Origin of the sequence: Sulfuritalea sp. (assembly GCF_017302275.1) — a bacterium.
Classification (GTDB): Bacteria; Pseudomonadota; Gammaproteobacteria; order Burkholderiales; family Rhodocyclaceae; genus Sulfuritalea.
Map to the genome: position 1 here is coordinate 19,103 of NZ_JAFLDR010000011.1, position 11,456 is coordinate 30,558.

The 11,456-nt window shown below is 64.2% G+C and carries 15 protein-coding genes; 13 read left to right on the forward strand and 2 right to left on the reverse strand.

The window, feature by feature from the left end:
- Positions 1–16 precede the first annotated feature (16 nt).
- From J0M27_RS07880 to J0M27_RS07910, 7 genes are read left to right on the forward strand one after another with little or no spacing between them, the layout of a single operon-like run.
- On the forward strand, positions 17–514 hold the full coding sequence (locus tag J0M27_RS07880) for an OmpH family outer membrane protein (protein ID WP_294989540.1): 498 nt from the start codon (positions 17–19) through the stop codon (positions 512–514).
- Positions 515–524: 10 nt separating this feature from the next.
- The gene (gene lpxD / locus J0M27_RS07885; RefSeq protein WP_294989543.1) at positions 525–1,550 is read left to right on the forward strand and encodes a UDP-3-O-(3-hydroxymyristoyl)glucosamine N-acyltransferase; all 1,026 of its coding nucleotides are present in this window, start codon (positions 525–527) and stop codon (positions 1,548–1,550) included.
- 32 nt (positions 1,551–1,582) lie between these two features.
- Positions 1,583–2,020 carry a 3-hydroxyacyl-ACP dehydratase FabZ gene (gene fabZ, locus J0M27_RS07890; RefSeq protein WP_294989840.1) on the forward strand — a complete coding sequence of 146 codons (438 nt, stop codon included), beginning with the start codon at positions 1,583–1,585 and terminating at the stop codon, positions 2,018–2,020.
- On the forward strand, positions 2,017–2,793 hold the full coding sequence (lpxA, locus tag J0M27_RS07895) for an acyl-ACP--UDP-N-acetylglucosamine O-acyltransferase (RefSeq protein WP_294989843.1): 777 nt from the start codon (positions 2,017–2,019) through the stop codon (positions 2,791–2,793). The genes fabZ and lpxA overlap by 4 nt, the downstream gene beginning before the upstream one ends.
- Before the next feature lie 4 nt (positions 2,794–2,797).
- Positions 2,798–3,949, forward strand: a complete 1,152-nt coding sequence (gene lpxB / locus J0M27_RS07900; protein ID WP_294989546.1) for a lipid-A-disaccharide synthase — start codon at positions 2,798–2,800, stop codon at positions 3,947–3,949.
- Positions 3,946–4,521 carry a ribonuclease HII gene (gene rnhB / locus J0M27_RS07905; RefSeq protein WP_294989549.1) on the forward strand — a complete coding sequence of 192 codons (576 nt, stop codon included), beginning with the start codon at positions 3,946–3,948 and terminating at the stop codon, positions 4,519–4,521. Before lpxB ends, rnhB begins: the two co-directional genes overlap by 4 nt.
- Entirely contained in the window at positions 4,518–5,306 is a 789-nt protein-coding gene (locus tag J0M27_RS07910; protein WP_294989553.1) for an RNA methyltransferase, read from the forward strand. Before rnhB ends, J0M27_RS07910 begins: the two co-directional genes overlap by 4 nt.
- Positions 5,307–5,401: 95 nt before the next feature.
- On the opposite strand, the gene J0M27_RS07915 is transcribed toward J0M27_RS07910, so the two are convergent.
- Positions 5,402–5,698 carry an HU family DNA-binding protein gene (locus J0M27_RS07915; RefSeq protein WP_294989556.1) on the reverse strand — a complete coding sequence of 99 codons (297 nt, stop codon included), beginning with the start codon at positions 5,696–5,698 and terminating at the stop codon, positions 5,402–5,404.
- Positions 5,699–6,029: 331 nt separating this feature from the next.
- Here J0M27_RS07915 and J0M27_RS07920 point away from each other — a divergent pair, with 331 nt between their 5' ends.
- Genes J0M27_RS07920 through J0M27_RS07940 form a run of 5 tightly spaced genes read left to right on the forward strand, consistent with a single transcriptional unit; the run spans position 6,030 to position 9,222 of the window.
- A complete protein-coding gene (locus J0M27_RS07920) occupies positions 6,030–6,482 on the forward strand; it encodes an NfeD family protein (protein WP_294989559.1) in 453 nt (150 codons plus the stop codon).
- Between the two features lie 11 nt (positions 6,483–6,493).
- Positions 6,494–7,354: an SPFH domain-containing protein gene (locus tag J0M27_RS07925; RefSeq protein ID WP_294989561.1), complete on the forward strand. Its 861-nt coding sequence runs from the start codon at positions 6,494–6,496 to the stop codon at positions 7,352–7,354.
- A gap of 13 nt (positions 7,355–7,367) precedes the next feature.
- Positions 7,368–8,057: a tRNA (adenosine(37)-N6)-threonylcarbamoyltransferase complex dimerization subunit type 1 TsaB gene (gene tsaB, locus J0M27_RS07930; protein WP_294989563.1), complete on the forward strand. Its 690-nt coding sequence runs from the start codon at positions 7,368–7,370 to the stop codon at positions 8,055–8,057.
- A complete protein-coding gene (rimI, locus tag J0M27_RS07935; protein ID WP_294989566.1) occupies positions 8,057–8,497 on the forward strand; it encodes a ribosomal protein S18-alanine N-acetyltransferase in 441 nt (146 codons plus the stop codon). Before tsaB ends, rimI begins: the two co-directional genes overlap by 1 nt.
- A gap of 29 nt (positions 8,498–8,526) precedes the next feature.
- Complete coding sequence (locus J0M27_RS07940) at positions 8,527–9,222, forward strand: uracil-DNA glycosylase (RefSeq protein WP_294989846.1); 696 nt, start codon at positions 8,527–8,529, stop codon at positions 9,220–9,222.
- A 63-nt stretch (positions 9,223–9,285) separates the two neighbouring features.
- Here J0M27_RS07940 and J0M27_RS07945 read toward each other — a convergent pair whose 3' ends face one another.
- A complete protein-coding gene (locus J0M27_RS07945) occupies positions 9,286–10,308 on the reverse strand; it encodes a YbhN family protein (RefSeq protein ID WP_294989570.1) in 1,023 nt (340 codons plus the stop codon).
- 223 nt (positions 10,309–10,531) lie between these two features.
- On the opposite strand from J0M27_RS07945, the gene J0M27_RS07950 reads away from it, so the two are divergent.
- A complete protein-coding gene (locus J0M27_RS07950) occupies positions 10,532–11,449 on the forward strand; it encodes a LysR family transcriptional regulator (protein ID WP_294989573.1) in 918 nt (305 codons plus the stop codon).
- The last annotated feature ends 7 nt before the right edge of the window (positions 11,450–11,456 follow it).

Below are 11,456 nucleotides of genomic sequence, written 5' to 3' on the forward strand. Positions count from 1 at the left end.
TTATAGTGAGAAAGTCATGCTGAAGAAATACATCATCGCCGCCGCCATCCTTTCACTTGCCGCGAACGCCCTGGCGGAGGGAAAGATCGGCTTCGTCAATAGCCAGAAGATACTCAACGACGCGCCCCAGGCCGCGCGCGCGAAGAAGAAGATCGAAAAGGACTTCGAAAAACGCGACCAGGACCTGCAGCGCATTGCAAAGCAGTTGCAGGGGATGCAGGAAAACCTGGACAAGAATGCGGTGACCATGGCCGAAAGCGAGCGGCGCAACAAGGAACGCGAGTTCGGCGACCTTAACCGCGATTTCCAGCGCAAGCAGAGGGAGTTCCGCGAGGACCTGAGCCAGCGACAGAACGAGGAAATGGCCGCCATCTTCGAGCGAGTCAACAAGATCATCAAGCAGATCGCCGAGACCGAGAAGTACGACATCATCTTCCAGGAGGCGGTCTATGCCAACCCGCGCATCGACATCACCGACAAAGTGATAAAGGCCCTGGGCGACGGCGGCAAGTAAGACCCCGACCGTGGTGCTGCGGCTCGACGAGATCGTCGCGCGGTTCGGCGGTGAAATAGTCGGCGCCGGCGATACGGCGGTCTCCCGCATCGATACCTTGCAGCACGCGGGTCCCGGCGATCTCGCGTTCCTCGCAAATCCGAAATACCGCCACCAGCTCGCGACGACCCACGCTGCCGCAGTGATCATGGCGCCGCCGGCCATGCCAGGGCTTGTGGCCGCTATCCTGACTCCGCAGCCCTACCTCTATTACGCCCGCGTCGCACAATGGCTCAATCCGGCGCCGCCGTCCCTGCCGGGAATTCATCCCAGCGCGGTGGTGGAGGGCAATGTTGCCGCCACGGCATCGGTAGGCGCCAACGTCTGGGTCGGACGTGGCGCGCGGATCGGCGACGACGTGGTGATCGGCGCCAATTGCAGCATCGGCGAGGACGTCGAGATCGGCGATGGCAGCCGCCTTGCCGCCAACGTTTCCATCTATGCCCGCTGCCGCATCGGCGCCCGCTGCCTGATCCATTCCGGCGTGGTTGTCGGCGCCGACGGCTTCGGGTTCGCGCGCGAAGGCGACGGGTCCTGGGTCAAGGTGCCGCAGGTGGGCCGCGTCGTCATCGGCGACGACGTCGAGATCGGCGCCGGAACCACGATCGATCGCGGCGCGCTGGGCGATACCGTGATCGGCGATGGCGTCAAGCTCGACAACCAGATACAGGTGGGACACAACGTGCGGATCGGCCCCCATACGGCGATGGCCGGCTGCGTCGGCATCGCCGGCAGCGCCGTGATAGGCGCACGCTGCACGGTCGGCGGCGCGGCGGTGATCCTCGGACATCTGAGCATCGCCGACGATGTCAATGTTTCCGCGGGGACGCTGGTGGCGAAGTCGATTCCACGCGCCGGTACCTACAGCGGCACGGTGCCTTTTCTGGAACACGGCGACTGGCTGCGAAATTTTTCGCGCCTGCGCCACCTCGATGAGATGGCCGATAGAATCCGGGCCCTCGAACAGCGGCTTGCCGCACTGGAGAAGAAATCATGAGTGAAGCCGCGGCGGATGCGGGAGATTCCCGCATGGATATCCACCAGATACTCGACTACCTGCCGCATCGCTATCCGATCCTGCTGGTCGACCGCGTTCTCGACGTGCTTCCCGGCGAGCGGATTCGCGCGCTGAAGAACGTCAGCGTCAACGAGCCCTACTTTCCGGGCCACTATCCGCACCACCCGGTGATGCCCGGCGTGTTGATCGTCGAGGCGATGGCGCAGACGGCGGCCATCCTTGCGTTCAAGACCATGGGCAGCAAGCCCGACGACAAGTCGGTGTACTACTTCGTCGGCATCGACAATGCCCGTTTCAAGAAGCCGGTGGGGCCGGGCGATCAGTTGGTGATCGACGTCGTCCTGTCCGCCAGCAAGCGCGGCATCTGGAAATTCTCGGCGAAGGCGAGCGTCGACGGACAGATAGCGTCCGAAGCCGATCTGATTTGCGCCGTGCGCCCGACACCCTGATGGGCATCCATCCCACCGCCATCGTCCATCCCTCGGCGAAGCTCGGCCGGGGCGTGGTGGTCGGTCCGTACTCGGTGGTCGGCGAGCATGTCGAGATCGGCGACCATAGCGTGATCGGTCCCCACGTCGTCGTCACCGGCCACACCATGATCGGCAGTGACAACCGCATCTTTCAGTTCTGTTCGATCGGCGAACAGCCGCAGGACAAGAAGTATGCCGGCGAACCGACGCGGCTCGAGATCGGCGATCGCAACACCATTCGCGAGTTCTGCACCTTCAACTGCGGCACGGCGCAGGACTCGGGCGTGACGCGACTGGGCAACGACAACTGGATCATGGCCTACGTTCACCTGGCGCACGATTGCCAGGTCGGCGACAACACGATTTTCGCCAACAACGCCCAGCTTGCCGGTCATGTCCGGGTCGGCGATTGGGCCATCCTGGGCGGCTTCACGGTGGTGCACCAGTTCGTCCGCATCGGTGCGCACAGCATCACCGCGATGGGGACCATCCTGCTGCAGGACCTGCCGCCCTTCGTCATGGCCGCCGGCAATCCCGCCGAGCCGCGCAGCATCAATGCCGAGGGACTGAAGCGGCGGGGATTTTCGCCGACGGCGATCGCGGCAATCAAGCGCGCCTACAAGACCCTCTACAAGGCCGGCATGAAACTCGACGAGGCGCGTGCCGCGCTCGAAGCCGAGTCGCTGACGGTGCCTGAGCTGTCGGTGCTTGCCGGTTTCCTGGTCGCGTCCGGTCGCGGGATTGTCCGCTGATTCCATGAGACAGGTTCCACGGATCGCCATGGTGGCCGGCGAGGCTTCCAGCGACCAGCTTGCCGCGCACCTGATCACGGCCCTCAAGCAGCACCTGCCCGACGCCGAGTTCTACGGCATCGGCGGGCCGAAGATGCAGCGCGAGGGGTTCGAGTCCCTCTGGCCGGCTGAGATGCTGGCGGTGCGGGGATATGCGGAAGTGCTGCGGCACTATCGTGCCATTACCCGCATGCGGCGCCGGTTGCTGCGGCGGTTGCTGCAGGACAAGCCGGATGCCTTCATCGGTGTCGACGGCTCGGATTTCAACCTCTGGCTGGAGCGGCGCTTGAAGCGGCACGGGATTCCGACGATCCACTTCGTCAGCCCGTCGATCTGGGCCTGGCGGCGCAAACGGATGGCGAAGATCGTCCAGTCGGTGAGCCACATCCTCGCGCTCTACCCCTTCGAACCCGAGCTGTACCGCGATACACCCGTCAAGTGCAGCTATGTCGGGCACCCGCTGGCCGACGTGATTCCGCTGCAAATCGATCAGCGGGCGGTGCGCGAGCGCTTGGGCATCGCAGCGGGACGCCCGGTGATTGCGCTGTTGCCTGGCAGCCGCCAGTCGGAACTGCACTACATGGCGGAAACTTTCATAGAAACCGCGAAGCTCCTGCTCGAGCGCCAGCCGCAATTGCAGTTCCTCGTGCCGCTGGTCTCGCGCGAGACACGACTGCAGTTCGAAACGGCCTTGTGGAAGCTCAAGGCCGATGAACTTCCATTCACCCTGATGTTCGGCCATGCTGCGGACGCGATCGCCGCCAGCGACGCGGCGCTGGTCGCGAGCGGCACCGCCACGCTGGAGACGGCGCTGGTGGGGCGGCCGATGGTGATTGCCTACAAGATGTCGCCGTGGTCATGGCGCCTGATGCGCGGCATGCGCTACCTGCCGTGGGTCGGCCTGCCCAACATACTCGCCGGCCGGTATGTCGTACCGGAGTTCTTGCAGGACGACGCGACGCCGGAAAACCTGTCGCAGGCGCTGGGCAATCTGCTGGTCGACCGCCAGGTCGGCGCCGCAATATTCCGCGTCTTCGATGGCATCCATCGCCTGCTGCGCCAGGATACCGCGCAGAAGGCGGCGGCGGCGGTGTTGCCCTACCTGCAGCGGGCATGATCCATTTGATCTGCGGCGTCGACGAGGCGGGGCGCGGTCCGCTCGCAGGGCCGGTATATGCGGCCGCCGTGATACTTGATCCGCGGCGGCCCATCCACGGCCTGGCCGACTCAAAGAAGCTGTCCGAACGCAAGCGGGAAGTTCTGGCCGTCGAGATCCGTGACCGGGCGCTGGCCCATGGCATTGCCTGGGCATCGGTGGCAGAGATCGACAGCGTCAACATCCTGCAGGCCACCCTGCTCGCCATGCGGCGTGCGGTCGAGGCCCTCGGCGTGTTGCCGACCGAAGTCCTGATCGACGGCAATCGCTGTCCCCAACTGTCGATGCCGGTGCGGGCCATAATCGGCGGCGATGCCAGCGAGCCGGTCATTTCGGCGGCATCGATCCTGGCCAAGACGGCGCGCGATGCGGAAATGCGGCGGATACACTTGGCGTTTCCGCAATACGGGCTCGATCGCCACAAGGGCTATGACACGGCAATTCATCGCGCGGCGCTGAACCTCCATGGCCCGGCGCCGTTTCATCGCCGCAGCTTTGCGCCGGTCAGGGCCCTGCTGCGGGAAGCGGAATGAGCGAGCCGAAGCGCATCGCTTCGCGCGACAATGCGACGTTCAAGGCGCTGCGTGCCATGGCGGCGGAGCCGCGTAGGCATGGACGTTCGCTGGTCGACGGAATCCATCTGGTGGCGACCTGCCTTGCGCGCGGTGTGCGCGTCGCGCAGTTGCTGGTGAGCGAAAGCGGGTTGCGGCATTCCGAGATCGCCAGTCTGCTGCGGGATGCACCGGGCATCGAGTGCCTGATCCTGCGCGACGGCCTGTTCCGAGAGATCTCCGGTGTGCTGACGCCGACGGGGGTTGCAGCGGTGATCGACATACCGCCGGTTCCTGATGGTCCGATCGTTGGTGATGCCCTGTTGCTCGATGCGGTACAGGATGCCGGCAACGTCGGCGCCATCCTGCGCACCGCCGCCGCCGCCGGCGTGGGCAATATCCTGCTGGGTCCCGGTTGTGCCGGGGCATGGACTCCGCGCGTGCTGCGCGCCGGGCAGGGGGCGCACTTTTCGCTGGCAATCCGCGAGCAGGCCGATCTGGGCGGCACACTGGCAGCCGGGCAGGCAACAGCGATTGCGACGGTCGCCCACGGCGGCAGGAACCTGTATGAGACCGACCTTGGCTGCCCGATCTACTGGCTGGTGGGCAATGAGGGCTCGGGACTTTCGGCGCCGCTGGCGCAGGCGGCGAAACTGCGGGTCACCATTCCGTTGGCCGATGGAGCGGAATCGCTCAATGTTGCGGCGGCAGCGGCCATATGCCTGTTCGAGGCCCGTCGCCAGCGCGCGGGTTACGCCGCGACCTAGTCGTGCTTGCGCCGGCGGGCCTGTGCACTTTGCCGGCCCGAAAACAATCAGGCCCGCTCGCGGCGGGCCTGACCGGGATCCGGAGGATCCGATGCTTACTTCTTCTTGGCGGCTTTCTTGCCGGCCACTGCGGCCTTGAAACCGGCACCGGCCGTGAAGCGCGGTACGGTGGTCGCGGCGATCTTGAGTTCCTTGCCCGTCTGCGGGTTGCGGCCGACGCGAGCGGCGCGCTTGGACGACTTGAAGCTGCCGAAGCCAACCAGGGTAACGGTGTCGCCCTTGGAGACGGCCTTGACGATCGCGCCCATTGCCGCGGAGAGTGCCTTCTCTGCCGCAGCCTTGCTGATATCGGCTTCTTTGGCGGTGATTTCGATCAGTTCGGATTTGTTCATGTGGGACCTCGTAGATGTGGATGGTGGTAGTGGCGGTTTAAATTCCCGCTAACGAGCAGCGGGTTGAATTCTAGGCGAATGCTAACTCAATGCAATCAACAATTCTTTGCCGGGATCAAGCTTTTTGCGAATTGTAGCAATATCCGGACAGGCTTGCCCCGCAGGTTCCGCCGCAAATTATGCCGCCAATTTAGTGTCAGTGGAGCGAAGTGCGCCGGGCAAAGGCGATAAAATGTTTTGGGTGCATTGGCTGCCAGGCGATGGGTTCCAGGCGTGCCGGCGAGGCCGTCATCCAAGCGCCCGATGTTCCCCCTGAAAGGACACGACTCGAATGGATTTGGCCTGGTGGCATTGGATGGTTCTCGGACTCGCGCTCGGGCTGCTGGAACTCGCCGTGCCCAGTTTCTTCATCATCTGGTTCGGCCTCGGCGCGTTGCTGGTAGGGGTAGCAATGCTGGCGGCGCCCGGCATTGCCTTCAGCGGGCAGGTCATGCTGTGGACCGCGGCTTCGGTCGCGATGACCGTGCTCTGGTTCAAGGTGTTTCGCCGCGAAGACGGCAAGACCCGGTCGGGCCAGGCCGATGAAGCGCTGGGTGAAATCGGAGTCCTGGTGCGCGCGGTCGAACCGCTCGGGGTGTCGTCGCCGCGCGGCGAAGTGCGCTTCCAGAAGCCAGTCATGGGATCGGATGTCTGGCCCTGCCTGGCCGACGAGGCGATCGCCGCCGGCGAACGGGTCAGGGTGCTGGCCGTTGATGGCCAGATACTCAAGGTTGGCAAATACTGAAGGGGTTGGTCATGGGCGAGTTCGCAATCTTTGTCGTTGCCGTTTTTGTCTTTGTCGCGGTCACCATCGCCAAAGGCGTGCGTATCGTGCCGCAGGGCGAGGAATGGATCGTCGAGCGCCTGGGAAAATTCCACGCTACCCTGCGGCCGGGACTCAACATCATCGTTCCCTATTTCGACCAGGTGCGCTACAAGCTTGTTACCAAGGACATCATCCTCGACGTTCAGGAGCAGGAAGTCATCACCAAGGACAACGCGGTGATCCTGACCAACGCCATCGCCTTCATCAAGGTCACCGATCCGATCAAGGCGGTTTACGGCGTGACGGATTTCTCCGAGGCGATTCGCAACATGATCATGACCACATTGCGATCGATCATCGGCGACATGACGCTCGACGAGGCGCTGTCCAATCGCGACAAGATCAAGGCACGCTTGCGCGAGGGCGTCGCCGACGAGGCGATTGACTGGGGCCTGACGGTGAAATCGGTCGAGATCCAGGACATCAATCCGTCGGAATCGATGCAGAAGGCGATGGAGGCTCAGGCCTCCGCCGAGCGCGAGCGCAAGGCCATGGTCACCAAGGCCGAAGGCAACAAGCAGGCCACCATCCTCAACGCCGAGGCGCAACTGCAGGCGGCGCGCCTGCAGGCCGAGGCCCAGGTCACGCTGGCCGATGCGTCGGCCGAGGCGATCAGGCGCGTGGCGGCTGCAATCGGCACCGAAGATGCGCCGATGCGCTACATGCTGGGCGAGAAGTACATCCACGCCATCGGCAATCTGGCCAAGTCCGACAATGCGAAGACGGTGCTGATTCCCGCCGACATCCAGGACACCCTGCGCGGCATCCTAGGCAGCCGCAAGCAGGCCTGACCGCTTCCGCGCCGTGCGTCTGCTAGGGATCGAAACCGCGACCCGACACCTGTCGGTCGCGCTCTGGCAGGACGGCGAGGTCATCGAACGCTGCGAGGCTCTGCCCAACGGCGGCTCCGAACGCCTGCTGCCCTGGGTTCATGAACTTCTGGCGGAGGGCCAGATGAGCTTGGCCCAACTCGACGGTATTGGCTTCGGTGCCGGTCCCGGCAGTTTCACCGGTTTGAGGCTGGCCTGCGGCGTGGCCCAAGGCCTGGCCTGGGGCCTCGCTTTGCCGGTGCTGCCGGTATCGACGCTGGAGGCGCTGGCACTGGCGAGCGGCAAGCGTGAAGTCTGGGCCTGCCTCGACGCGCGCATGAACGAGGTGTACAGCGCGGCCTATCGTGTCGAACGCGACGTTCCGCATGAAGTCATGGCGCCTGTCTGCCTGCCACCCACCGTGGTGCCGGCGCCGACTTTGCTCGATGCATGGGGCGCGGGTGACGGATTCGCGACCCACGGCGAGGTCTTGCACGGCAGGAAGCCGGACCTCGCAGGGATGCTTGCCTCCGCTTTTCCCACCGCCGCCGCCGTGCTGCGTCTGGCCCATGTTGCGTTCGCTGCCGGCGAAGCGCTATCCGCCGCCGAGGCGCGACCCATCTACGTGCGCGACAAGGTGGCGCTGACCACCGCCGAACGCCTGGCACGAGGCGGGCTGCGCTGATGATTCGCTATGAACCGATGACGGTGGCCGACCTCGACGCGGTGGCGGCGGTGGAGCAGGCTGTGTATCCCTTTCCCTGGAGCCGGGGCAACTTCGCGGATTCCCTCGCGGCCGGACATGGCGCCTGGCTGGCGCAGGAGCACGGCCGCATGACCGCCTACGCCGTGACCATGCAGGTGCTCGACGAGGCCCACCTGTTGAACCTTACGGTGCCGCCGGAACACCAGCGCCACGGTCGCGGTACCGCGATGCTGACCCATCTGCTCGAGTTGGCGAGGCAGGCCGGGGTGAGGCGCATGCTGCTCGAAGTGCGGCCGGGAAATCTGCCTGGGCAGGCGCTGTACCGGCGTCACGGCTTCGTTGAAATCGGACGCCGGCGCGACTACTACCCGGCGCACGGCGGGCGCGAGGATGCCATCGTGATGGCCTGCGAACCGTGAGCAATCAGCGCGCCAGGATGCTGCGCGAGATGGGCCTCGGGCTGCTCTGGAAACTGCGTGCGCCGCTACCTGCTGCGGCGACGGAAGAACAAGGCGAAGGTTCGGTCCCTGAGGCCCCGACGGCGATCAATCCACCGGTAGCGTCGCTACCGGCAACCGCCGCAATGGACTGGGATGCGCTTGCTGCGGCCGTGGCCGCCTGCCGCCAGTGCGGCTTGTGCGAAGGGCGCAAGCAGGCGGTGCTCGGTGTCGGCGACCGCGACGCGGACTGGCTGTTCGTCGGCGAGGGACCCGGCGCGGAGGAGGACCAGCGCGGCGAACCCTTTGTCGGGCAGGCCGGCAAACTGCTCGACAGCATGCTTGCGGCAATCGGACTGAGGCGCGGCGAGAATGTTTACATCGCCAATGCCGTCAAGTGCCGACCGCCCGGAAATCGGACACCGACGCCGGAAGAAATGGCGGCTTGCCGGCCCTACCTTGAACGCCAGATCGAATTGATCCGACCGAAGCTGATCGTCGCTCTCGGTCGTCCCGCGGCGCAGACCCTGTTGCTCACCGAGGTCAAGATCGGCGCGGCGCGCGGCCGACTGCATCGATATCGTGACATCCCGCTGGTCGTCACCTATCACCCGGCCTACCTGCTGCGCAATCTGCCCGACAAGGCCAGGGCGTGGGAAGACTTGTGCCTCATGCGCCGGACAATGCGGCTGGGCGATCGGGGTTGAGCACTTAGCCGTGCCGCCGGCGCCGACATTTCTTCGTCGGCACGCGTGTCCGCGTGACTGCGATTATTGTTCCGGGCGTCGAAACTGCGCGCGTTCGAAGGCGACGACGAGCGGGAGCGAGATGGCGAGCGGGATCAGCAAGTACATCAGGCGCCAGATCAGCAGCGCGGCAATCACGTCCGACGGGGCGACGGTGTTCAGTACCGCGAGGAACACCGCTTCCATGACGCCGATGCCACCGGGAGTTTGCGACAGCAGTCCCGCCGAGAACGAGAGCAGGAACGCGCCAAGCACCGTGATGAAGCCGGGATTCCCTGTCTCGGGCAGCACGAAATAGATGATCCCGGCGGCGGCGATCAACTCCAGGGGCGCGGCCATCAACTGGCGTGCGACGACCGGTAGTCGCGGGTAGACGATATGCACCGACCGGAAATGGAAGGGTTTGAAATGCCGCCAGGATCCCAGAACGTAGAGTGCGCAGAGTCCGAGCATGGCGGCGCCGATGATTTGTACCAGCGACGCCGGCAAGTCGAGCTTCGGGATCATCGCGGCAAGCGGTTGCACGATCTCCGGCTGGACGACAAACACGAATCCGGTCAATAGCACGGAGCCATAGGCGAAGGTGAACGAACAGAGGGCGACCAGGATCGCCACTTCGCCGGCGCTGAGTCCGCAGGCTCCGTAGGCGCGCAGGCGCACCAGGCCGCCGGACAGCACCGAAGCTCCCAGATTGTGGCCCAGGGCGTAGGTGACAAAAGAACAGGAAGCGATGAAGGGCCACGAAATTTCGTGTTGGCGGTTCAAGTGGAGCAAGGCGATGCGGTCATACCACGCGAGCGCGACATAGGCCAGCAGCGCCGAGACGGCCGCCAGGGCGTAGCCGCCTGCCGACACATTGCCGATGCTGCGGCCGATGGATTCGGCGATGATCTTCAGGCTGATCCAGAACCCGCCGGAGGCCAGCAATTCCTTGGCGACGGGGTCGGCGGCGACTTCGCCTCGCAACTTGGCATAGAGCAGCCATAGGGACCAGGCGATAACCAGACCGACGCCGGTCAGCCAGAGGGCCTTCTTGGCGTGCTGCATTCAGGGGCGTCGGGCGAGGGCATTCATGGGCTGCAGGTTTATAGCACGAAAGCACTGCCTGTTCCTTCGCCGAGTGCGGCCGAGTCGCCCGATGTCATGTGGCAGCGCAGCAATGGCAGGGCAAATAAAACCGGACTGGCCTCGGTTATCAGCCGACCTTATGCGTCGCTTTTGTGCTTGAATACAATTATTCGTTAATAGACGTATCAAGGAGCGTGTTTTTATGGCTGACCGTCGTCTTCAGGTGTTTCACGCGGTTGCCAAGCAACTGTCATTTACCAAGGCAGCCGAAGTGCTGTTCATGACGCAGCCCGCAGTGACATTCCAGATCAAGCAACTGGAGGAGCACTTCAATACGCGGCTGTTTGATCGCGGCCACGGTCGCATCGCGCTCACGCCAGCCGGCGAAGTGGTGCTCGGTTATGCCGAAAGAATTCTCGGCCTGTCCTCGGAAATGGATGTACGCCTCTCCGAACTGACCGGCGAAATTGGTGGCTCACTGATGATCGGAGCATCCACCACCATCGCCGAATTCATGCTGCCGGGCATCCTCGGCGAGTTCAAGTCGACCTATCCCAACGTGCGTTCGCGGTTGATGGTTGGCAATTCCGAGTCGATCGAGACGCGCGTCATGGAGCACACCATAGACATCGGCTTCATCGAATCCCTCTCGCACGAGCCGACCCTGGAGTGCGAGGTTTGTTGTGACGATGAACTGGTGGTGATCTGTCATCCGCGCTTTCCGCTGGCGCGGCACAAGGAACTGACGCCGCAGAAGCTGCTCGAGCATGCCTTCATCTCGCGCGAGCCCGGTTCCGGAACCCGCGAATTTACCGAAAACTACCTGCGCAGCGCGGGCATCGCTATCGACCAGATGAACGTCGTGATGGAGCTGGGCAGCCCGATCGCGCTCAACGGCGTTGTGCAGACCGGCCTCGGTTTCGCGATCGCGTCGCGCGCATCGGTGAGCAAGGAGCAAAGGCTGGGTGACATCGTTGCGATTCCGCTCAAGCCGCGCCTGATTCGGACGCTGTCGATGGTCTATCCGAAGGAAAAGTTTCGCTCGCGACTGGTGGCTACCTTCGTCGAATTCGCTTCCACGCGGCTGCGCGCTCTGATCTCGAAGAAGCCGCCGGGTTAGCTCGCGC